This window comes from Pseudomonas sp. SDI (assembly GCF_003105155.1).
Taxonomy (GTDB): domain Bacteria; phylum Pseudomonadota; class Gammaproteobacteria; order Pseudomonadales; family Pseudomonadaceae; genus Aquipseudomonas.
In genome coordinates this window covers 22,872-42,713 of sequence record NZ_QETK01000039.1, presented here as the reverse complement: position 1 = coordinate 42,713, position 19,842 = coordinate 22,872, and the positions used below count along the sequence as shown (strand labels likewise).

The window sequence follows — 19,842 nt, the reverse complement described above, 5'->3', positions numbered from 1 at the left end:
GTTGCGGTTTGTCGGAGGGGCAGGGCAGGCGCTGGGGGAATGGACGCAGCGCACGGCGATGGGGATCAAGTTGGGCAAGGTGGCGAATATCACCAATGCGCCGATCGTGCAGAACAGCGGTGGGGTGTTGCCGTTGGTGGTGATGGTGTTGAATTTGTTGAATGCCCGGAAGTCCTTATTGCAGTTGCAGGTAGTGGAAAGGCCGGATAAGCAGAGGGTGTACGACGCCGCGTCTACGGCATTGTACGCAGGGGCGGCCCTGACAGCTGTTTTAGATAATCAAGTCCGGAAAGCCATTGGGCGTAATTCATTCAGTGTACGCAGTCTTACTACTCCCTATATGGCCATGTTTGGAGCGCTCATCGGTGGGCTGTCGACTGTCGCTGGGCTGGTTGAGTTGGAGTCTCTCCGAATTCAGCTTGAAAGTGCCACATCGGTAGATCCATGGCTAAACATGCGTCGAAAAGCGGTTGGTGGGCTTGTGGTGGCGTATGCCGCTCAGACGCTCGCTGGCGTGTACTGGACAATTAGAGCTCTCGCTGGGCTCTCAACGGTAAGTGCTGCCATTGCAGGGTATACCTTATGGATGGGGCCCGTTCTAATTGTGATTGCAGGGTTGGGGGTTTTGTATTTCATCACCTGGCTGTTTCAGCAAACACCTTTGCAAAACTTTTTGGCAAATTGCTGCTGGTCAAAAAATAGAGCGCAAGTATTAAAGCCTATAGCTGCCCAGGATCAGCGAGTGGAGTTGGAGAGGCTGATCGGTATTCTGTATGTTCCTAGAGTTAGTTTTACCAGCAGTACGCATGTGGTTTCATCACCAATGTTGCCCAGGAACATCGCGGCAGTAAGCACTGTCGACGCCTTGACCATTGATTTACCCGGCGCCGAACCGGACAAAATTCACATGGAAGTGGCGATGATAGGTTACGTAATCGATCAGGAGGCATTAGATGGCCAAGCTGCTGGCGCGCTGCCCGTAACGTCGCAACCACCACGGAAGTGGGTCGACGTAGTGCCTGGCTGGCTTGATAAGAGTCGCTGTGACTGGATCCCTGTTGGCGAAGGGCATGGGTTGCGTCTGGCTGGAAATTTCCCGACGACTAGGAATTTATCTAATCCGACCAAAATTGTCTTGAGAGTTAGGTATAAAACCCCGTTCGTCGCTTTACTGGGAGAGGAATGCTTTGTTGGAGGTAAATCGGGGTTGACATTTACTTTGAATTACTCGAATGGTGTTCTCAGTATACGGGATGAGATGCCGGAGGGTACTGGTTATCAAACAAATTATGTGTTGTCTCAGGAAGGGGTGTGCTCAGCCTATCTGCTTCCGAGGGTGAAAAATGGCCACTCATAAATCAGGTTGTGTCGAGCGAAAATTATTTGGTCAGAATGATTACTTGGCACCGCTGCCTTTGCCGACCCACCAAAATCCGGAAGATTCATTGAATGTAATCTGGCGCAAAAGTAGCGTGCTGCTAGATGTCGGAAACTACGCTGTTGGTGCGGCGGTTTTTACTATATGGCCGCAAGTTGTTCTTTATTCTGCTTTAGCTTACTGTTTTTCAGATGAGTTTATTTCATTGTCGATGCTTGGCATTATAGTGCCTCAACTCGCGCTCTTCATTTTTATGCTCTCAGCCAAAGTCCCCCCACCCATCCGCTTCAACCGCCAACGCCGCGAAGTCTGCGTCCCTCAGGCAGACGGCAGCTACTGGCTGGTCCCCTGGGAAACCGTCACCGCCGCCGCCACCCAGAAAACCAGCGTCGGCCGAGGCGGTTCGGCCTCGATGGGCATGCTGTTTATCGGTTTCGAAAACCCCGACCAAACACTCCCTGAAGAAAAGCGTCATTACGTCATGGGCTTCGGCTGCGGCGGTGGTGAAACGGCCATGGCGCTCTGGGAATGTATCCGCAGCTACATGGAAATAGGCCCGGAAGCTGTCCCTGAATGCCGGGTCGGTGCCTCGCCCTATAAAGAAACCCAGATCGGCGCATTCGTGACCGCCTGGCGTAACGATGACGTGGTCGAAGTGCTGAAGGGGCTGTTCTTCCTGACGATACTCGGCAGCTACTTCGCCGAGAAAGCCCAGGACCTGAAGCTCTCGCCGCCTCCCGACCTCGACCATCCCGACATCGTTGAATGGTCCAAGCCCCTTCCGCCCGAACAATGGGCAAAACGTTCACCGGAACTCGAAGCGGCCATCCTCAGGCGCGAAGCCGAACTCGCCGAACAGGGCTGAGTCGACATCCCGGCGCTGTGCTGTTCGAGGGCAAGGCCGGCTCACGCGGTTAGAAGTGGCCGCTGAGCGGATACTCCAGGGCTAGGCGCAGTTGATCGGCATCCAGTTCGGCCTGCGCCGGGTTGCCACGGTGCAGGTTGTGCCGCAACGAAATCGCCAGGCCCCGTGCGGCGCCACCCTGGATCACATAGCGTGCCTCCAGGTCGCGCTCCCAGTGCTTGCCGCCCTGGCCGTAACCCAGATAGGCATAGCCGCCGTGCGGGTCGACCCGGCTGCCGTCGATCTGGCTACCACGCACATAGGCGGCGCTCAGGGCCAGGCCGGGCAGGCTCCATCGGGCCAGATCGAGGTCATAGCGCGCCTGCCAGGATTGTTCGTTCGGCGCATTGAAATCCGATAATTGCACGGCGTTGCCAAGGAAGATCGCCCCGCGGGTGACATAGTCGAACGGCGTGTCGCCAGCGACCTTCTGGTAACCCAGGCTGAAGCCGTGCGCACCCTGGCTATAGGTGCCGAACAGGCTCCAGGTGGTGTTGTCGATCTGCCCGGACAACGCCTTGCCGGTGTCCGTGGTGCGATAGAGGTTGAGGTTGAGGCTCAGCGCGCGGTGGCTCCCCAGTGGTTGGTTGAAGGTGGTTCCCAGGTAGTGCTGGTGCCAGGTGTCCTCATAGCGCGAGGTGTAGAGGCTGGCGCTGAGGTTTGGCAGGCCGCTGTAGACCACGCCGGCCAGGTCGAAACTGCTGCCCTTGGCGGCGTTGGAGTAGTTCACCACGAAGCCGCGGTCGTGGCTGCTGGCGTTGCGGTCGGTGCTCTCGGTGAAATGCCCACCGACGAATTTCAGGCCACTCAGCGCCTGGCTGGTAAGGAACAGCCCGGTGGCGGTTTCCGGCAGCAGACGGCTGTCGGACGAGCTGAACACCGGGGTTTTCAGCCGTTGTTCACCATACGACAGCACGGTCGACGACAGGCGCAGCTTCAACGCCGCGCCGCCCCGGCTGTAGTCGTCCTTGGGCTCGCCGTGGTGGTCCAGGCTGAGCAGGCGCGCCTTGCCGGCGCGACCGCCGCCGCTGTCGAGCTTCACGCCCAGGTAGGCGTGGGCATCGACGCCGACGCCGATCAGGCCCTGGGTGAACCCCGATTGCAGCGTGCCCATCAGGCCGTAGGCCCATTCTTCGGCATAGCCATTGCGCTCGGCGCGGGCTTTGCTGGCATTGCGCGCCGCACTGTTACTGGCGCCGTGGCGGTACTCGCGGTTGTCGTAGACCGTACGGTTGAGCAGCAACCAGGTACTGTCTTCGATAAAGCCCTGGGCGCCGGCCTGGGCCGAGTCGGCCAGGGCGAACGGTGCCTGGCTGACCAGGGTCAGCAGCAGGGCGGAGCGGGTGCGTATTGGGTTCATGGGGGCCGTTCTTCAGAAGTACTTCAGCCAGGTGATATCGCGGCGCCGGGCCTTGAGCGCGGCGAACCCGCGCACCGGTAGGTACAGCGCCACCGACAACAGCACGGCGACCAGCCACACGGCCCAGACAGTGTCGAAACCGAAGTAGTTGCCCTGATTCAGGCCGAACGCGGCGACGGCCAGCAGGTACAGCAGCTTGAGTGCGTAGAGGTGTAGCAAGTAGAAGAACATCGGCGCCGAACCGAACACGCTCAGGGCCAGGATCCAGCGCTGTTGCTGGGCCCGTTCGAAGGTGCGCAGCAACAGCAGGCCGACTCCCAGGGTCAACGCGAGGAACAGCAGCGACGGTGGGTATTTGGTGATGTTGAAGAAGCTCATCAGGCTGTGTGTGGTGTCGGCGCCAACGCGCCACGGCGCTTCACCGTAGCCATTGCACAGGCGCAGCAGGAAGAATCCGGCCAGTGCCGCAGCGCCGCCGAGCAGCAGTTGGCGCTGGCGTCTGCCGGCATTGGCGCCGCGCGCAAACCACGGACCGAGGGCATAGCCCAGGGCGATCACGCCGATCCACGGCAGCAGCGGGTAGGAGGTCCGCAGGCGCAGGCCATCGGCCAGTTCGATCCAGCCACGGTCGTGCAGGACCGCCCAGGGCATGTGCAGCGCCGAACCCACCGGGAAGTGCAGGCCATCGAGCAGGTTATGCCCGGCGATGATTGTCAGGCCCAGCGCTAGCAGCAGTGGTCGCGGCAACCAGACCAGCGCGGCCAGGGCGATCATGCTTAGGCCGATGGCCCAGATCACTTGCAGGTAGACCACTGTGGGCGGGAACTGAAAGGTCCAGGCGAAGTTGACCAGGGTGAACTCCAGCAGCACCAGGAACAGCCCACGCTTGAACAGGAATGCCGAGGCGTCGGCCTTGCCCTGGTACTTTTCCCCGTAGAGGTAGGCCGACAGGCCGGTGAGCAGCACGAACACCGGCGCACACAGGTGGGCGAGGGTACGGCTGACGAACAGCGCCGGCTCGGTACTGGCGACATCCATCGGGTCGCCGACCTGGCGGTGCAGAAAGAAGGTTTCGCGCACATGGTCGAGCAGCATGAACAGAATCACCAAGCCGCGCAGGGCGTCGATGGACAGTAGGCGTTGGCTGACGGTTGTTGCAGCAAGGGGTGGGGGGCAGGTCATGGAAGGATCGCTGTCGGAAGGATGTCTCGTTTTGTTACTGTATAACAAGATATTCATTACCGACAACAACGCAGGCCCCCGGGGAGCGTTGTTTGCCACGTGCGACAGTAAGCCGCACCCGCTGGGCGATCCTTGATGGAACCGCTGTCCCCGGACGTGACAAAATGCCGGCTTGCTGAAAAACGTTCGTATGACAGGCGCGATCCTCGCGCCTGACACCTTCCCAAAAGGACGGTTACATGACTGATTTACTGACCCGGCGCCAGGTTATCGCCGGGCTCAGCGTGCTGAGCCTCGGGGCTTTGGCAGGCTGCGACAGCTCCAGCAAGTTGAACTTCAAATACGGCAAAGACCTGAGTAACCAGATTCTCGGTCGGACCTTCCGCCTTCGCGACGTCAATGGCGACCAATACAACCTGTCGAGCTTCCAGGGCACCATGCCGATGGTGTTCTTCGGTTTCACCCAGTGCCCGGCTGTCTGCCCAACCACGCTGGCGCGTGCGGCGCAGATCAAGAAGCTGATGGGGCCGAACAACATTCTCCAGGTCATCTTCATCAGCCTCGACCCGGAACGCGACACGCCAAAAGTGCTCGACGCCTATGTCAAGGCCTTCGATCCGTCGTTCGTGGCCCTGTCCGGGACCCTCGAAGAAACCGCCGCCACCGCGAAGGAATTCGGCGTGTTCTACGAGAAGGTGCCGATGGGTGACAGCTACACCATCTCGCATAGCTCTACCAGCTATGTATTCGACTCCCGCGGCGTACTGCGCCTGGGCCTGTCGCATTCCCTGAGTGCAAAAGAGTGCGCAGAAGACCTGCTCACTGTCATGGAGGTTTGCTGATGTTCAACCGTTCGTTCAAATGTGGCCTGGCCGCCCTGGCCCTGGTCGGCCTGAGCCTGCCGGTCATTGCCGAAACCCACGTCGACGACGCCTGGGTCCGTGCCACCGTACCGGGCCAGCAGTCCACTGGTGCGTTCATGAAACTCACCGCCAGCACCGACAGCAAGTTGGTCGGCGTGCAGTCCAGCGTCGCCAAGACCGTGCAGGTGCACGAGATGAAGATGAACGGCGACGTGATGACCATGGGCCCGGTTGACGCCGTGGCGCTGCCCGCCGGCAAAACCGTCTTGCTCGACCCCAACGGCTACCACGTGATGCTGATGGGCTTGGCCCAGCAGGCCAAGGAGGGCGACCAGGTGCCGCTGACCCTGATCGTCGAAGATGCCCAGGGCAAGCGTGAAAGCATCGAGTTGAAGGCGCCGGTCAAGGCACTGAACAGCGCTGGCGACGGCCATGACATGCACGGTCATGAGCACAAGCACATGCAGTAAGGCGTTCACCGCGCCCCAAAAAACGCCGCTGAATCAGCGGCGTTTTTATGCCTGCGTGGTTTGGCGGCAGTCGGCTGCAGGCAAGCCAGTGCCTACCCATACACACCGCGTGCTTGCTTTCTAGGCCAGGCACTCCGGGTCCAGTGCCATGCTTGCCACCCGACACACTGGGCCCTGCATTCGCACATCGTACTGCTCGCTCAGGGCGATCTGGATCGTGCCGCCGGGCATATTCACCATCACCTGGGCATCGACCAGTCCCAGTCGGCGCGCCACGGAAGCCGCCGCACAACTGCTGGTGCCCGACGACAGTGTATAGCCCACCCCACGCTCCCAGATCCGCACCTCCAGATTCGAACGGTCACGCACTTGCACCAGTTGCACGTTGGTGCGAGTCGGGAACTGCGCCAGGTGCTCGATCTGCGGGCCTAGCAGGCGCGCCAGGGCTTCGCTCGGCTGATCGACGAACAGCACACAGTGTGGGTTACCCATTGATACCGGGTACAGCTCCAGCGCCTGACCATCGAGGGTGACGCTGAAACTCGGCGTGGTAGGGAAGGTCGCGCGGCCCATGTCGATGGCCACACGGGCGCCGTTGTCGAGTACCTGGCAGGTAACGCTGCCGCCGGCGGTGCGAACCTGGAACGGTTCGGCGGTGACCAGGCCTTGATCCCACAGGTGCCGGGCAAGGATACGCAGGCCGTTGCCGCTTTTTTCCGCCTGCGAGCCATCGCTATTGTAGATGACGACGCTGTGTTCGGGGGTATCGAACGACGGCACCAGGATGCCATCCGCGCCCAGACCGTGATGGCGCGCGCAGATGCGGGTGATCGCGGCGCTGCCGAGGACGAAAGGTTGATGGCCGCTGTAGACCAGGTAGTCGTTACCGGCGGCGTGGTATTTGATGAAGTGCATCGGCACAAGCCTCCATTCGGTGAGCATACATTGTGCTGCCAAAAAGCAGCGTCGGACGAGCCCGCGCCAACACGTTGGCCGCTGCCGTGTGGCGGTGCGGCTGCTCCCGCCATTGCTACAACGCTACTGCCACGGTGTGTGGCGCCCTCACGTTTCACTGACAATCCGTATAAGGTTATGCTGTTTCGAAATATTACAGAGTCAGGGAATCGCATAATGCCCATCAAGGACCTGCTACTGGCGCTGATCGTCATCGTCGCCTGGGGCGTGAATTTTGTGGTAATCAAGGTCGGCCTCGATGGGCTGCCGCCGATGCTGCTCGGCGCCTTGCGTTTCGCCTTGGTGGCGTTCCCCGCCGTGCTGTTGGTGAAACGCCCGCAGTTGCCCTGGCGCTGGCTGATCGCCTATGGCGCGACCATCTCCCTCGGCCAGTTCGCCTTCCTCTTCGAAGCCATGGGCAATGGCATGCCCCCGGGCCTGGCGTCACTGGTGCTGCAATCGCAGGCGTTCTTCACGCTGTTCTTTGCCGCCATCTTCCTCGGCGAACGCCTGCGCGCCGCCAGCCTGCTGGGCCTGGCCATAGCCGCTGCCGGGCTGGCGCTGATTGGCAGCGAGAACGGCAGCCACGTGCCATTCATTGCGCTGATCCTCACCCTGTGTGCCGCTGCCAGCTGGGCCATAGGCAACATCATCACCCGGCGCTTCGGCACGGTTGACCTGGTGGCGCTGGTGATTTGGGGCGGGCTGATTCCGCCGCTGCCGTTCTTCGCCTTGTCGTGGTTTCTCGAAGGCCCGGCACTGATTGAGGCGTCGTTGCGCCAGATCAACCTCAACTCGATCCTTGCGCTGATCTACCTGGCGTTCGTCGCCACCATGCTCGGCTACAGCCTGTGGAGTCGCCTGCTGTCACGCTACCCGGCGGGCAAGGTGGCGCCGTTTTCGCTGCTGGTGCCGGTGGTGGGGCTGAGCTCGTCGGCACTGCTGCTCGATGAGCGCCTCAGCGCGCTGCAATGCGCAGGCGGCCTGCTGGTGATGCTCGGTCTGCTGGTCAACGTGTTCGGCCCACGCCTGCGCCGGGTCCTGTTGGCCAGGGCTTGAGCAAGCTGCTGGGGCGTCGAAGCGGTGGCCCCCCTTGTCGAGCCGGTCGTTGAGCTGGCACGGCTTAGCGGTGCCCTGACGGCAGCAGGAAACACCCGCGGCGCCCGCCTGCGCCGTGGTTTGTTAAGATCGCGTTCTTTTCTCCGGGCGGCCGTTTCAGGTCGCGCCAGGAGCCGCAACACAGGCAGAGGAGAACGCCATGATCACTACCACTACCGGCTCGGTCGAAGGCCGTGAAATTGCCGCTTATCTGGATATCGTCAGTGGCGAGTCAGTTCAGGGCGTCAACGTGGTTCGGGATATTTTCGCCAGCTTTCGCGATTTTTTCGGCGGCCGCTCGCACACCTTGGAAAGCGCATTGAAGGAAGCGCGGCTGCAAGCCACCGACGAGATCAAGGCACGCGCGCGCAGTTTGCAGGCCGACGCCGTGGTCGGGCTGGACTATGAAATCAGTATGCCATCGGCCCGTGGCGGGATGGTCGTGGTGTTCGTCACCGGCACGGCGGTGCAGCTCAAGTAAGCCGCTGTGAACGCGCCAAAGAGCCCGGCCACTGGTCGGGCTTTTACTTTTGTGACCAGGCAGTCTTCAAATGCCCGGCTAGTCTGTTAGGCATTAGGGTCGGTATTTTCCAGGTGATCGACTGATGGCCGGTACCGATCAGATGCGCAGGGGAGCAGCAGATGAAAGATTCCTACATCGACGTCGAAGGTGATGAGTATTCGGCCAACAGCCAGGTGCGCTGCGGACAATCCGAAGTGCGTCTGGGCTTCATGCTCATGACTCAGGACGACACCTCCAGCGCGGTAAAATCGCGGCCGCGGACCAGTAGCGAGCGTCGGCGGTTTCTGCCGAGCGTGCCACGCAAACGCTGAACGTCTGCAACATCAGCTGACAAGCGGCAGGGCGAATCGGCCGTTTTATGCCGCTTTGTTGACCTCGCGCAACGTCTGGTCGCACCCGACTGGAGAGGGCGGCGGATCTATGCCTTACTGAGACAGCATTTCAATTAGGCACCACAGGAGCAGCAGCATGCGCATCAGGGAAGAGACTTACTGGGAATGGGCAGACTCCCAATTGCACAGCCGCAGTCACGATGAGCAACTCTGCGACGGCACCAGCATCGACGTGCAGGTGCGACTGTCGCGTACCGGCGCCACCCAACTGTTTCTTGGCTTGTATGCCCGTCAGGGCAAAGCCCTGCTCGAAGAGTATTACCCGACGCGCCCCGGCGAAACCATGAGCCGCGCCTTGGTATGGGGCGTCGACCGCGCCAGGGCCCTGGCCACGGGCGCACTGCCCCTGGAGCAGGCCGACCAGCGCCGGCGTGCCTGAGCCCAAACGCTTCAGTCGACGTGACGGTTGCGGCTGGCCTGGACAATGCGCTGGGCCGGTACCCGCAACTGGGTCAACAGGTACTCGGCGAAGGCCGGTGAGTAGTCCTGCTGGGCGATGGCTTTGGCCATGCAATCGAGCCATATCGCGCCGTGCTGGTCGTCAATCGGCCACTGCGCGTGAAACGCCGGGATGGCAATTGGCCCGTAGCGCTCGTTGAATAACCTCGGGCCACCCAACCAGCCACTGAGAAAGCATGCCAGCTTGTCACTCGACAGCGCCAGGCTGTCTGGGTGCATGCGGCGCACGGCGGCGGCGCTGGGGTCCTGATCCATGATCTGGTAGAAATCCTCGACCAACCGGCGCAGGCCATCGATACCGCCAGCGGCCTGATAGGATGCGTCTCCCGTGCCAAACGTGGGGCTGTTCATGGCATGTGCTCCAGGTGCAAAAGCGCCATTCTAGCGAATCGCAGCATGAAAAAAGCCCAGCCTTGTGCAGGCTGGGCTCAATCGGTGCAGTTGGCTCAGCTGAGGCGGTCGATAACCTTCACGCCTTGCTGGTCTTTCAGGCTTGGCCATTCGGCCTGCAGGGTTTGCAGTACCTCGCCAACGAACTGGGTGTCGGCGGCGGCCTTCTTGCCGACGTAGCCATGGCCACGGCGGTACATTTTCAGGCGGGCGCGCATGTTCGGTTTGCGCTGCTCGAATTCGGCTTCGGCCGTGAACGGCGCCAGTGTGTCGATGTGTACTTCACCCGATTCGCACACCCAGAGAATGTGGTTGTCGAGGCTGTCCTTGCGTGCAGCGAACAGCTGAGCCAATTCAGTGATGGTCGGTTGATTGTTCAAGTTCATCATTTAAAGCCCCCAATTACCTTAAGTTGGTGATTTCACATCTGGCGCTACCAGCGTGTAGCGCACTACCAAAGCTGCTACAGCAGCGTCGCAACAGGGGCTTTCTTCACTCTGCCTTTTGGACAGTCCCTCTCCACGGACTACCTGAAAACCACTCAGACGTCTGGATCACCCTTTGCCAGCGCTCCCGATCAGGGAGACGGCTTCACTATGCCAAGCGCCGATGAACGGCGTCAACAGGTTTTGTAGTGATTTTTTTATTGCACTACACATTGCCGGAAACTCCGTTGGATTGTCCTACAAGCCCCGAGACAGAAGGGCTTCGCGGTGTCGTTTGATCCGCGTCAGCTAAAACGCTTCCGGCATTGGCGATGATGCAGGGGAGTGGCGTAGGCAGTGGCCTGCGTCTGATTTTCCGCTGTGAGAGAACCGCCCATGAGCGCGCAAGCAACGTCCCCGTCTTCATCCGGCAGTGGCCCACTGCTGCCGATAGGCCTGCTGGTGGCGATCGCCGCGCTGATCGCGGTGCTGCTGTTGCCGCTGCCGGCCGACCTGCCGCCAGCCGGGCATAGGGTCCTGGCGATCCTGGCGTTTGCCGTGGTGATCTGGATCAGCGAGGCGGTTTCCTATGAAGCCAGCGCAATCATGATCACCTCGCTGCTGGCCTTCCTGCTCGGTACGGCGCCGACCCTGGCCGACCCGACACACACCTACGGCTCGTCGGCGGCCATCGGCATGGCCCTGACCGGCTTCTCCAATCCCGCACTGGCGCTGGTGGTCGGTGCATTGTTCATTGCCGCGGCCATGACCCATACCGGGCTGGACCGGCGTATCGCCCTGGTGACGCTGTCGAGCGTGGGCGTCAGCACCCGGCGCATTTTGGTCGGCGCCGTGCTGGTGATCATTTTGCTCAGCCTGGTGGTGCCCAGCGCCACGGCGCGCAGTGCCTGCGTGGTGCCGATCATGATGGGGGTAATTGCCGCGTTTGGCGTCGACAAGCGTTCGAACATCGCTGCCGGGATCATGATCATCGTCGCCCAGGGCACCAGCATCTGGAACATCGGTATCCAGACCGCCGCCGCGCAGAACCTGCTGACCGTCGGCTTCATGGACAAGATGCTTGGTGCGCGGGTGTCCTGGCTCGACTGGCTGATTGCCGGTGCGCCATGGGCCCTGATCATGTCGCTGGTGCTGATCGCGGTGGTGCTGAAGATGCTGCCGCCGGAGAGTGGGCAGATTCCCGGTGGCAAGGCCGCGGTGGCCGCACAACTGGCTGCGTTGGGACCGATGAGCGGTGCGCAGAAGCGTTTGCTCGGGGTGTCGCTGGGGTTGCTGCTGGCCTGGGCGACCGAGGGCAAGTTGCATCACTTCGACACCACGTCGACCACCTATGCCGGCCTGGTGTTGCTGTTGCTGCCGCGCTTCGGGGTGATGACCTGGAAGGACGTGCAGGCGCGGATTCCGTGGGGCACGGTGATTGTCTTCGGGGTCGGCATCAGCCTGGGTAGCACCTTGCTCAGCACTCAGGCCGGGCAGTGGCTCGGCGCGCAGGTGGTGGCGCATACCGGGCTGGATCAGCTCGGCACGCTGGGCGTGTTTGCGATTCTGGCGGCATTTCTGATCGTGATACACCTGGGCTTCGCCAGTGCCACGGCGTTGACCTCGGCGCTGCTACCGATCCTGATCGCGGTGTTGCAGACCTTGCCCGGCGAGTTCAGCCGGTTGGGGATGACCATGCTGCTGGGGTTTGTGGTCAGCTATGGGTTCATCCTGCCGATCAATGCGCCGCAGAACATGGTGTGCCTGGGTACGGAGACCTTCAACGCACGGCAGTTTGCCCGGGTGGGGATCGTGGTGACGTTGCTCGGTTATGGGCTGATGCTGGTGTTCGCCGCCACCTACTGGCACTGGCTGGGCTGGTTGTAGGCAGCCCCGTTGTGGGCCGCAGGCAATCCTGTGGGGCCGGCAAGGTCGGCTCCCACCGGTTCCATCAGGATGCAGGGGGGGCTACTGGAGCAGGATCAGAAGTTCGCCGGGGTGTTGGCGCTGATGATCTCGGCCTCGTCCTGGCCGATGTTCTTGAAACTGTGCGGCAGGGTAGTCGGGAAGTAATAGCCGTCGCCAGCGTTCAGGACGCTCACCTGGCCATCCACCCGTAGCTCGATGGTGCCACGGGTGACCAGGCCACATTCCTCGCCCTCGGTGTGCACGATCGGCTCTTCGCCGGAGTCCGCGCCGGGTGCATATAGCTCGCGCAGCATGCGCATCTGCCGACCTTCGACACTCGCGCCGACCAACAGCAAGCGCAGGCCGCTGCTGCCCAGGTCGGGCTGCTCGACGGCACGAAACACGAAGCGCTCCTGACGCACCGGCTCATCAAAGCTGAAGAACTCCGCCAGGGTCATCGGAATGCCTTCCAGCAGCTTTTTCAGCGAACTGACCGACGGGCTGACGCGATTCTGCTCGATCTGGGAAATCGTCGAGTTGGTCAGGCCACTGCGTCGGGCCAGTTCCCGTTGAGAGAGCTTGTTGCGTTCGCGCACCAGCTTGAGTCGTGTCCCCGTGTCCATAGCCGCCTTAGTGTCAAAAATAATGGGCGACGCATTAAAGCACATTCCGCAGAGGATGCCGCCTACTGCCGTGAACTGCTCGGCCAGAACGCGATCAGCGCCAGTAGCAGCGCGGCCGCCAGGTACGGCAGGCGCGGGTCGAAGGCGTATATCAGTGTGCCGGCTAACGGCCCGATCACCACCCCCAGGCCCTGCGCGGCGCCGATGGAACCGGCGGTCGAGCCCTGTTCGGACGCGTCGACGGCATTCGCCGCCAGTGCCGAAAATGCCGGAAACACCCAGCCCATGCCCGCCGCTGCGACGAAATAGCAGGCCCACAGCAGCACTGCGCTGTCGACCCAGGCTCCCGAGGCAAAGCCCAGCGCCGCGACACTAGCGCCCACGCGGATCATCCGCAGTGGTGGCCATTCCAGCTTGCGTACGAGGAGCTGCGAGCAGATCAGCGCTACGCCGACCATGGTCAGGGCGATGCCGGCTGCCTGGGCTGCATCGGCCGGTGGCAGCCGCAGCCGGTCGAGGGCGAAGAAACCCACGGTAATTTGCGCCACCGAGACACAGAGCATCGCGACGAAGGCCACCACCAGCGCTCGGCGCAAGCGCGGGTCGTGCAGCCGGACCGGGCGCGGCGGCTGCTTGAGGTGCAGTTCCTGGCGTTGCAGCTTGAAGTACAGCAGCAGCGCCGCCAGCATCGGCAGCACGGCCATGGCATACAGCGGCAGGCTCAGGCTGTGGCGGGCGAGCAGGGCGGCCAGGGCCGGGCCGAGTACCAGGCCGACGGCGTTGGCCGCCCCCAGGCTGGCCATGGCGCGGGCGCGGTGTTGCGGCTCGATGTTATCGGCGATCAGTGCCGCGCCGCCGACCGGCAGCGCGGCATAGAAAGCACCGACCAGGCCGCGACCAAGGATCAGCCCGGCAAATGCCAGCGACGCCGAGGGCAGGTAGCGCAACGCACCGTCGATAAAAACGCACAGTGCCCAGTAGGCCGCGGTGAAACCGACGGTAGCGAGCAACAGCACCCGGCGCCGGCCGAAGCGGTCGCTGGCCTGGCCCCAGGGCCGCGCCAGGAGCATCCACACCACGCCGGCCACGGTCACGGCGGCGCCGGCCTGCCACGCCGCCAAACCGAGGGTACGGGCAATCGGCCCGATCAACGAGACGAACGCCATCATCGCCATGGTGCAGGCCATGTTGGCGACTAGCAGCGGGCGTATGTCGAAGGTGGCGGTGCGGGCTGGCGCTTCCTGGGCACTGTTCATGAGCTATCCAAGGCAGGGTAAGAACGGGCGGCTATTGTGCCGCAGTTACCCGTGCTGCTGAATCATACTTGAGAGTTATTCTCATTTTTCTGCTCGTGCTGCACTCAGGGTGCCGGCAGCTCGATCAGGAAGCGCGTCCAGCCCGCGTCGCTGCTGGCGCTGATGCTGCCCTGGTGGGCGCGGATAATCGATTGGGTGATGGCCAGGCCAAGGCCGGCATGCTCGTTGCTGCCTTCATGTCGAGCCGGGTCGACACGGTAGAAACGGTCGAACAGGCGCGGCAGCAGCGCGGCACTGATCGGCTCGCCGCGGTTGGCGACCTGCAGGTAGATGTGCCCGGCCTTGCGTTCGATCTCGACGCGGATCTCGCCACCGGCCGGGGTGAAGCGCAGGGCGTTGTCGATCAGGTTGGACAGGGCCCGGCGCAGCATGTGCCGGTCGCCCTCCAGGTGCGCCTGGCCAGTGCGCTGCAAGGTGATCTGGGCTTCCTCGGCCAGCGGCGCGTAATACTCCAGCAGCGCATCGGCCTCGTTCTCCAGCACCAGCGCTTCGCGGCTGGGCATCAGCAAGCCATGGTCGGCCTTGGCCAGGTAGAGCATGTCGTTGACCAGCTGCGCCATCCATTGCAGCTCTTCGAGGTTGCCGTGCAGCGCTTCGCGGTATTCCTCCAGGCTGCGCGGGCGGGTAAGGGTCACCTGGGTGTGGGTCAGCAGGTTGGACAGCGGCGTGCGCAACTCATGGGCGATATCGGCAGAAAACGCCGACAGGCGCTGGAAGGCATCGTCCAGGCGTTCGAGCATGGCATTCACCGTACGTGCCAGTTGCGCCAGTTCCGGCGGCATCTGGGCTTCGGGCAGGCGCGTGGTCAGCGATCGCGCCGAGACGCTGTCGGCCACTTCGCCCATCTGCCGAAGCGGGCGCAACCCGCTGCGTGCCGCCCAGGCGCCGAGCAGGGCGGTCGCCAGCGCCGAGAGCCCGACGGTCAGCCAGATCAGCCGTTGCATGCGCTGAAGAAAATGCTGGTGATGGGTGATGTCGAGCAGCAGGTTCAGTTGCGGGCCATCGGCCCGCGTGGCATCCAGCGGCACGCCCAGGCTACGGAAATCCATGCCATCGGCATGCAGGGTGTTCAGGCCGGGGCCGACCGGGAGCGCGCTGCGGGTACCACGACTGTCGAACCAGAGCTGGCCGTCGCGGCCCAGAATGCGCAGGGCCAGATCCGCCTGATGGCTCAATTCTGCCTGCAGCGCCGGCACCCGCGCGGCCAGTGCGGGCTGATCCTGCACGCCCTCCAGCAGCCGCTGGAACTGCGCAACCCGGCCACTCAACAGTTGCTGATCGAGCTCGATGAAGTGTGCGGCGCTGGCGCGACTGAACAAGACCCCGGCCACCAGCGAAACCACCGCTGTACAGCCGGCGAACAATAACGCCAGACGTGCGCCGAGCGACAACCGGCGCATCACGCCGGGCGCTCTTCGAGTACATAGCCCATGCCGCGCACGGTGTGGATCAGTTTGTGTTCATGCGGATCGTCGATCTTCAGGCGCAAGCGACGGATAGCCACTTCGATCACATTGGTGTCGCTGTCGAAATTCATGTCCCAGACCTGCGAGGCGATCAGCGACTTGGGCAGCACTTCGCCCTGGCGGCGTAGCAGCATCTCCAGCAGGGCGAACTCCTTGGCCGTCAGGTCGATGCGACTGCCGGCGCGTTCGACGCGGCGGCGGATCAGGTCCAGGCGCAGGTCGGCCAGGCCCAGGGTGGTTTCCAGGGTCGGGCTGGCACCACGGCGCAGCAGCGTGCGTACCCTGGCCAGCAGCTCGGAGAAGGCGAACGGCTTGACCAGATAGTCGTCGGCACCCAGCTCCAGGCCATGCACGCGATCCTCGACGGCGTCGCGGGCGGTGAGGAACAGCACCGGCGTGTCCAGGCCGGCGTCGCGTACTGCCTGGAGGATCTGCCAGCCATTGCGGCCGGGCAGCATCACATCGAGAATCAGCAGGTCGTAATCGCCGCTCAGGGCCAGGTGTTGCCCGCTGTCGCCGTCGCTGGCCAACTCGGTGCCGAAACCGGCTTCGCTCAGCCCCTGGCAGAGGTAGTGGCCAGTCTTGGCCTGGTCTTCGACAATCAGCAGTTTCATGGTGGGCTCGGCAGCGATAACAGAATGGCGTTATACCGTTTGCAGGACGGCGCAGGGCGAAGCTGACAAAGTTGTAATCTTTTCGTCAGGTAGATGCCAGCGGCTGCTGTCTAAAGTGAAGGCTTGTCGATGCGTTAGCCAAGAGGTTTGTTTCATGAAGAGTCTGATCGTTGCCGCCGCACTGTCGGTATTCAGCCTGCCGCTGCTGGCGGCTCCGCCGCACAGCTTCGCCTTTGGTCAGCCGGCCGCAGCAGCCAAGGCGACGCGTACGGTCGACGTGGTGCTCGGCGACATGTATTTTGAACCGGGCGAGCTCAAGGTCAAGGCCGGCGAAACCGTGCGTTTCGTCATCAGCAACAAGGGCCAGGTTGCGCACGAATTCAACCTGGGCGACGCCGCCATGCACGCGCGCCATCAGCAGGAAATGCTGGCCATGGCCGGACAGATGGATCACGCGGCGATGGGCCACGGCAGCATGGACCACAGCAAGATGCAGCCAGGCACGATGAAACATGATGATCCGAACATGGTTATGGTCGAGCCCGGCAAGCAGGCCGAACTGACCTGGACCTTCAGCCAGCCGGGCGCCATCGAGTTTGCTTGTAACGTGCCAGGGCATTACCAGGCCGGCATGGTCGGCAAACTGACCATCGCGCAATAGCCACTGCATGGCCCGAACCCGGTAAACTAGGGCAATTTCGTCCTTCAGGTTTGAGCCATGCATCCCGCCGCCGAACATTCCCCGCTGGGCAAGTCCAGCGAATACGTAGCCACCTACACGCCGTCGTTGTTGTTCCCGATTCCACGTACCGCCAAATGGGCCGAACTGGGCGTTACCGCGCAGACCCTGCCATGGCAGGGCACCGACTTCTGGAACTGCTTCGAACTGTCCTGGCTGTTGCCGTCGGGCAAGCCGGTGGTGGCGATCGGCGAGTTCGCCATTCCAGCCGATTCGCCGAACATCATCGAATCGAAGTCGTTCAAGTTGTACCTGAACTCGCTGAACCAGACCGCCTTTGCCACTGCGCAAGCCCTGCAGGCGTGCCTGGAGAAAGACCTCTCGGCCGCCGCCGGCAAGCCCGTCGGTGTGCGTATCCGCAGCCTCGCCGAGGTGGAGCGCGACGGCGTCAGCGGATTGCCGGGCACCTGCATCGACGACCTCGACGTGAGCATCAGCAACTACGAGCAGCCGCAACCGGAACTGCTGCGCTGTGACAGCGAGCGGGTGATCGAGGAAACCCTGCATAGCCACTTGCTGAAATCCAACTGCCCGGTGACCGGTCAGCCGGACTGGGGCAGCGTGACCGTGCATTACCGTGGCGCCGCGCTGGATCACGCCAGCCTGCTTACCTACCTGATCAGCTTCCGTCAGCACGCCGACTTCCATGAGCAGTGTGTCGAGCGTATCTATCTGGACCTCAAGCGCCTGCTCAAGCCGCAGACCCTCACGGTATACGCCCGTTATGTGCGCCGTGGCGGCCTGGACATCAACCCGTACCGCAGCACCGACGCGCTGGAAATCGACAATCAGCGGCTGGTTCGCCAGTAACGAAAAAGCCCCGTGCAACGACGGGGCTTTTCGGTTTGCGGAGTGTTCAGATGCCCATGCTTTGCAGGCTCTGAACGATATTGCGCAAGGTAGCAGTCAGGCCCGGGTGTTCCACCTCGAAGCGTTCAACCGCCAGGTTGACGCCGTCGACCAGGTTGTTGTCGGGGCTGGCAGCCTCGAGCTTGATCTCGGCTTCGATCTGCTGCATCAGTTCATGTAGATGTTCACGCTCCTCCAGCGAGAGCGGTGGGTCTTGCTCCAGTTGCTCGCGCAGAGTGTTGAGTTGCTCTTGCAGTTCGCGGGCAGGCATGGGTGATCTCCCTCTGTGAATTGGCACAGCCATGGACCTCGACGGGTGCCGAAAGGTTCGTGACCTGTTGCTCAGAGTAATCCACCGCGCGCTGCTTTGCATGACCCTGATCAACAGCGCTGTTTCAGGGCTTTTCACCTTTGTGCCGGCGTTGGGCGATATCATTCAGGCAGTCGTGCAGCTCTTCCAGATGGTCGATCACCGAATGTACGCCCAGCTTGAACAGTGCCAGGGTTGCCTGGCCGCGTTTTTGCTCGCGTTCGCCTGCCCCGAGTGCTTGCCACTGGCTGGTCGAGAGCCCGCACAACGGCCCGCAGGCGGCCAGGCCAATGGTCCACAGGCCAGCGTTCAGGCCCGATTGCAGTAGCTGTGGCTCGCCGCTGACCAGTACGCAGCCGTCCAGGCGGCTGGCCTTGAGTTGCATCAGCGCCTGCCAGCAGGCGTCGGGTGCCGGCCATGGCGCAGCGCTGCTGCAGGCGATGCCGTCGAGCCAGTCCGGTAGCGGCAGGGCCAGGTGCCGGCCGAGTGGCTCGGGCAGGTCATCTAGCCAGGCGCAGGGCACACCCTGGCGGTTGAGTAGCTCCAGGCTATGCAGCGCGCCGGGGGTGAGGCTGACGCTGTCGGCTGGGCTCTGGCAGCGCGCGCCAAAATCGACTAGGCAGCCACGCAGGCCGAACAGCAGGGCGGTAAAGGCGGGGGCATGAGGCATGGCAACATCCCTGAAAATAACTGTCGACGTTACTGCCGGTAGATGACCGTTGGGTGACAGTGGTGGGGCTAAACAGTTGTTCACAAATTTCCGATGCAGTTTGTGCGAAGCTGCCTAATCTAGTTAGGAGGCTTTATACTTGCTTCCTTTTTGGCTCGAGCGCGTCATGGCGCCTCGCCATCGTGAATGTTCAGGAGAGTGTGTATGCGTAGGATCGGTGCCGGTGTGATCGATCGAATGACCCGCAGCTGTGTCTGTGCAGGTTTGCTGATGAACCCGTTCCTTGCCCAGGCGGCAACCGAAGAAGACCCGTGGGAAAGCATCAACCGGCCGATCTTCCGGTTCAATGACACGGTGGATACCTACGCGCTCAAGCCGCTGGCCCAAGGCTATCAGTTCGTCACCCCGCAGTTCCTCGAAGACGGCATCCACAACATGTTCCGCAACCTGGGCGATGTCACCAACCTGGCCAACGACGTGCTGCAGCTCAAGCCGCATGCCGCTGGCGTCGACACCGCGCGGTTGATCGTCAACACCACCTTCGGCCTGGCCGGTTTCTTCGATGTCGGTACCAAGATGGGCCTGCAGCGTAACGATGAAGACTTCGGTCAGACCCTCGGCTACTGGGGCGTGGGCAGCGGCCCTTACGTAATGCTGCCGCTGATGGGCCCGAGCACCGTGCGCGATGCGCTGGCCAAGTACCCGGATACCTACACCGAACCGTATCGCTACATCGACCATGTGCCGACCCGCAACAGCTTCTTCGCCCTCGATGTGATCGACACCCGGGCCAACCTGCTGTCGGCCGAGAAGATGATCCGTGGCGACAAATACACCTTCATTCGCAATGCTTATCTGCAAAACCGCGAGTTCAAGGTCAAGGATGGCGAAGTCAAAGACGACTTCTGATGTGTAACAAAAAAAGCGGCCTGCGGGCCGCTTTTTTTTT

Annotated in this window: 22 protein-coding genes and 1 pseudogene; 12 read left to right on the top strand and 11 right to left on the bottom strand. The window is 62.2% G+C overall.

All coding sequences use genetic code 11. The annotated features are described in order from the left end of the window. A pseudogene (locus DCO48_RS22785) lies at positions 1–1,357 on the top strand (hypothetical protein); the annotation flags it as partial. Next, the gene (locus tag DCO48_RS20585; RefSeq protein WP_116552450.1) at positions 1,344–2,243 is read left to right on the top strand and encodes a hypothetical protein; all 900 of its coding nucleotides are present in this window, start codon (positions 1,344–1,346) and stop codon (positions 2,241–2,243) included. The pseudogene DCO48_RS22785 and the gene DCO48_RS20585, both read left to right, overlap by 14 nt. 49 nt (positions 2,244–2,292) lie before the next feature. On the opposite strand, the gene DCO48_RS20580 is transcribed toward DCO48_RS20585, so the two are convergent. Then, a complete protein-coding gene (locus tag DCO48_RS20580) occupies positions 2,293–3,642 on the bottom strand; it encodes an OprD family porin (protein WP_116552449.1) in 1,350 nt (449 codons plus the stop codon). Positions 3,643–3,654: 12 nt separating this feature from the next. Beyond that, positions 3,655–4,824 (bottom strand): DUF1624 domain-containing protein, encoded by a 1,170-nt coding sequence (locus DCO48_RS20575; protein ID WP_116552448.1) that lies wholly within the window; start codon positions 4,822–4,824, stop codon positions 3,655–3,657. 239 nt (positions 4,825–5,063) lie between these two features. Between DCO48_RS20575 and DCO48_RS20570 the strand changes: the two genes are divergently transcribed. Further along, the gene (locus DCO48_RS20570; RefSeq protein WP_116552447.1) at positions 5,064–5,666 is read left to right on the top strand and encodes an SCO family protein; all 603 of its coding nucleotides are present in this window, start codon (positions 5,064–5,066) and stop codon (positions 5,664–5,666) included. Next, positions 5,666–6,157 carry a copper chaperone PCu(A)C gene (locus DCO48_RS20565; RefSeq protein WP_116552446.1) on the top strand — a complete coding sequence of 164 codons (492 nt, stop codon included), beginning with the start codon at positions 5,666–5,668 and terminating at the stop codon, positions 6,155–6,157. Before DCO48_RS20570 ends, DCO48_RS20565 begins: the two co-directional genes overlap by 1 nt. Positions 6,158–6,277: 120 nt before the next feature. Here the strand turns inward: DCO48_RS20565 and dapF are convergent, their stop codons facing one another. Then, complete coding sequence (gene dapF, locus DCO48_RS20560; RefSeq protein WP_116552445.1) at positions 6,278–7,072, bottom strand: diaminopimelate epimerase; 795 nt, start codon at positions 7,070–7,072, stop codon at positions 6,278–6,280. A gap of 216 nt (positions 7,073–7,288) precedes the next feature. Between dapF and DCO48_RS20555 the strand changes: the two genes are divergently transcribed. The 4 genes from DCO48_RS20555 (at position 7,289) to DCO48_RS20540 (ending at position 9,503) form a co-directional block, all read left to right on the top strand. Beyond that, entirely contained in the window at positions 7,289–8,170 is an 882-nt protein-coding gene (locus DCO48_RS20555; protein ID WP_116552444.1) for an EamA family transporter, read from the top strand. Positions 8,171–8,369: 199 nt separating this feature from the next. After that, complete coding sequence (locus DCO48_RS20550) at positions 8,370–8,690, top strand: YbjQ family protein (RefSeq protein ID WP_116552443.1); 321 nt, start codon at positions 8,370–8,372, stop codon at positions 8,688–8,690. Positions 8,691–8,851: 161 nt separating this feature from the next. Beyond that, positions 8,852–9,043, top strand: coding sequence for a hypothetical protein (locus DCO48_RS20545; protein WP_116552442.1), 192 nt, complete (start codon positions 8,852–8,854; stop codon positions 9,041–9,043). Between the two features lie 157 nt (positions 9,044–9,200). Further along, entirely contained in the window at positions 9,201–9,503 is a 303-nt protein-coding gene (locus DCO48_RS20540) for a hypothetical protein (protein ID WP_116552441.1), read from the top strand. Positions 9,504–9,514: 11 nt separating this feature from the next. Here the strand turns inward: DCO48_RS20540 and DCO48_RS20535 are convergent, their stop codons facing one another. Continuing rightward, entirely contained in the window at positions 9,515–9,934 is a 420-nt protein-coding gene (locus DCO48_RS20535; protein ID WP_116552440.1) for a group II truncated hemoglobin, read from the bottom strand. A 95-nt stretch (positions 9,935–10,029) separates the two neighbouring features. Beyond that, on the bottom strand, positions 10,030–10,362 hold the full coding sequence (locus DCO48_RS20530) for a hypothetical protein (protein ID WP_116552439.1): 333 nt from the start codon (positions 10,360–10,362) through the stop codon (positions 10,030–10,032). A gap of 432 nt (positions 10,363–10,794) precedes the next feature. On the opposite strand from DCO48_RS20530, the gene DCO48_RS20525 reads away from it, so the two are divergent. Continuing rightward, on the top strand, positions 10,795–12,285 hold the full coding sequence (locus tag DCO48_RS20525) for a DASS family sodium-coupled anion symporter (protein WP_116552438.1): 1,491 nt from the start codon (positions 10,795–10,797) through the stop codon (positions 12,283–12,285). A gap of 95 nt (positions 12,286–12,380) precedes the next feature. On the opposite strand, the gene DCO48_RS20520 is transcribed toward DCO48_RS20525, so the two are convergent. The 4 genes from DCO48_RS20520 to DCO48_RS20505 all read right to left on the bottom strand — a co-directional run bounded on the left by DCO48_RS20520 (position 12,381) and on the right by DCO48_RS20505 (position 16,325). Next, complete coding sequence (locus tag DCO48_RS20520; protein WP_116552437.1) at positions 12,381–12,929, bottom strand: cupin domain-containing protein; 549 nt, start codon at positions 12,927–12,929, stop codon at positions 12,381–12,383. 62 nt (positions 12,930–12,991) lie between these two features. Then, positions 12,992–14,185 (bottom strand): MFS transporter, encoded by a 1,194-nt coding sequence (locus DCO48_RS20515; protein WP_116552436.1) that lies wholly within the window; start codon positions 14,183–14,185, stop codon positions 12,992–12,994. 104 nt (positions 14,186–14,289) lie between these two features. Then, complete coding sequence (locus tag DCO48_RS20510; RefSeq protein ID WP_116552435.1) at positions 14,290–15,648, bottom strand: heavy metal sensor histidine kinase; 1,359 nt, start codon at positions 15,646–15,648, stop codon at positions 14,290–14,292. Next, positions 15,645–16,325, bottom strand: a complete 681-nt coding sequence (locus tag DCO48_RS20505; RefSeq protein WP_116552434.1) for a heavy metal response regulator transcription factor — start codon at positions 16,323–16,325, stop codon at positions 15,645–15,647. The genes DCO48_RS20510 and DCO48_RS20505 overlap by 4 nt, the downstream gene beginning before the upstream one ends. A gap of 154 nt (positions 16,326–16,479) precedes the next feature. On the opposite strand from DCO48_RS20505, the gene DCO48_RS20500 reads away from it, so the two are divergent. Together DCO48_RS20500 and queF are read left to right on the top strand one after the other, a co-directional pair. Continuing rightward, a complete protein-coding gene (locus DCO48_RS20500) occupies positions 16,480–16,986 on the top strand; it encodes a cupredoxin domain-containing protein (protein ID WP_116552433.1) in 507 nt (168 codons plus the stop codon). 57 nt (positions 16,987–17,043) lie between these two features. Continuing rightward, the gene (gene queF / locus DCO48_RS20495; protein ID WP_116552432.1) at positions 17,044–17,874 is read left to right on the top strand and encodes an NADPH-dependent 7-cyano-7-deazaguanine reductase QueF; all 831 of its coding nucleotides are present in this window, start codon (positions 17,044–17,046) and stop codon (positions 17,872–17,874) included. A gap of 46 nt (positions 17,875–17,920) precedes the next feature. Here the strand turns inward: queF and DCO48_RS20490 are convergent, their stop codons facing one another. Both DCO48_RS20490 and DCO48_RS20485 read right to left on the bottom strand, forming a co-directional pair. Then, a complete protein-coding gene (locus DCO48_RS20490) occupies positions 17,921–18,184 on the bottom strand; it encodes a DUF4404 family protein (protein ID WP_116552431.1) in 264 nt (87 codons plus the stop codon). Positions 18,185–18,308: 124 nt separating this feature from the next. Beyond that, positions 18,309–18,893 carry a phosphonoacetaldehyde phosphonohydrolase-related protein gene (locus DCO48_RS20485; RefSeq protein ID WP_116552430.1) on the bottom strand — a complete coding sequence of 195 codons (585 nt, stop codon included), beginning with the start codon at positions 18,891–18,893 and terminating at the stop codon, positions 18,309–18,311. A gap of 204 nt (positions 18,894–19,097) precedes the next feature. On the opposite strand from DCO48_RS20485, the gene DCO48_RS20480 reads away from it, so the two are divergent. Beyond that, on the top strand, positions 19,098–19,802 hold the full coding sequence (locus DCO48_RS20480; protein ID WP_116552429.1) for a VacJ family lipoprotein: 705 nt from the start codon (positions 19,098–19,100) through the stop codon (positions 19,800–19,802). Positions 19,803–19,842: the final 40 nt, after the last annotated feature.

What these genes read in the sequence shown, in the direction of transcription:
- DCO48_RS20585 (WP_116552450.1), top strand. Translation starts at nt 1,344, where the DNA reads ATGGCCACTCATAAATCAGGTTGTGTCGAGCGAAAATTATTTGGTCAG.
- DCO48_RS20580 (WP_116552449.1), bottom strand. Translation starts at nt 3,642, where the DNA reads ATGAACCCAATACGCACCCGCTCCGCCCTGCTGCTGACCCTGGTCAGC.
- DCO48_RS20575 (WP_116552448.1), bottom strand. Translation starts at nt 4,824, where the DNA reads ATGACCTGCCCCCCACCCCTTGCTGCAACAACCGTCAGCCAACGCCTA.
- DCO48_RS20570 (WP_116552447.1), top strand. Translation starts at nt 5,064, where the DNA reads ATGACTGATTTACTGACCCGGCGCCAGGTTATCGCCGGGCTCAGCGTG.
- DCO48_RS20565 (WP_116552446.1), top strand. Translation starts at nt 5,666, where the DNA reads ATGTTCAACCGTTCGTTCAAATGTGGCCTGGCCGCCCTGGCCCTGGTC.
- dapF (WP_116552445.1), bottom strand. Translation starts at nt 7,072, where the DNA reads ATGCACTTCATCAAATACCACGCCGCCGGTAACGACTACCTGGTCTAC.
- DCO48_RS20555 (WP_116552444.1), top strand. Translation starts at nt 7,289, where the DNA reads ATGCCCATCAAGGACCTGCTACTGGCGCTGATCGTCATCGTCGCCTGG.
- DCO48_RS20550 (WP_116552443.1), top strand. Translation starts at nt 8,370, where the DNA reads ATGATCACTACCACTACCGGCTCGGTCGAAGGCCGTGAAATTGCCGCT.
- DCO48_RS20545 (WP_116552442.1), top strand. Translation starts at nt 8,852, where the DNA reads ATGAAAGATTCCTACATCGACGTCGAAGGTGATGAGTATTCGGCCAAC.
- DCO48_RS20540 (WP_116552441.1), top strand. Translation starts at nt 9,201, where the DNA reads ATGCGCATCAGGGAAGAGACTTACTGGGAATGGGCAGACTCCCAATTG.
- DCO48_RS20535 (WP_116552440.1), bottom strand. Translation starts at nt 9,934, where the DNA reads ATGAACAGCCCCACGTTTGGCACGGGAGACGCATCCTATCAGGCCGCT.
- DCO48_RS20530 (WP_116552439.1), bottom strand. Translation starts at nt 10,362, where the DNA reads ATGATGAACTTGAACAATCAACCGACCATCACTGAATTGGCTCAGCTG.
- DCO48_RS20525 (WP_116552438.1), top strand. Translation starts at nt 10,795, where the DNA reads ATGAGCGCGCAAGCAACGTCCCCGTCTTCATCCGGCAGTGGCCCACTG.
- DCO48_RS20520 (WP_116552437.1), bottom strand. Translation starts at nt 12,929, where the DNA reads ATGGACACGGGGACACGACTCAAGCTGGTGCGCGAACGCAACAAGCTC.
- DCO48_RS20515 (WP_116552436.1), bottom strand. Translation starts at nt 14,185, where the DNA reads ATGAACAGTGCCCAGGAAGCGCCAGCCCGCACCGCCACCTTCGACATA.
- DCO48_RS20505 (WP_116552434.1), bottom strand. Translation starts at nt 16,325, where the DNA reads ATGAAACTGCTGATTGTCGAAGACCAGGCCAAGACTGGCCACTACCTC.
- DCO48_RS20500 (WP_116552433.1), top strand. Translation starts at nt 16,480, where the DNA reads ATGAAGAGTCTGATCGTTGCCGCCGCACTGTCGGTATTCAGCCTGCCG.
- queF (WP_116552432.1), top strand. Translation starts at nt 17,044, where the DNA reads ATGCATCCCGCCGCCGAACATTCCCCGCTGGGCAAGTCCAGCGAATAC.
- DCO48_RS20490 (WP_116552431.1), bottom strand. Translation starts at nt 18,184, where the DNA reads ATGCCTGCCCGCGAACTGCAAGAGCAACTCAACACTCTGCGCGAGCAA.
- DCO48_RS20485 (WP_116552430.1), bottom strand. Translation starts at nt 18,893, where the DNA reads ATGCCTCATGCCCCCGCCTTTACCGCCCTGCTGTTCGGCCTGCGTGGC.
- DCO48_RS20480 (WP_116552429.1), top strand. Translation starts at nt 19,098, where the DNA reads ATGCGTAGGATCGGTGCCGGTGTGATCGATCGAATGACCCGCAGCTGT.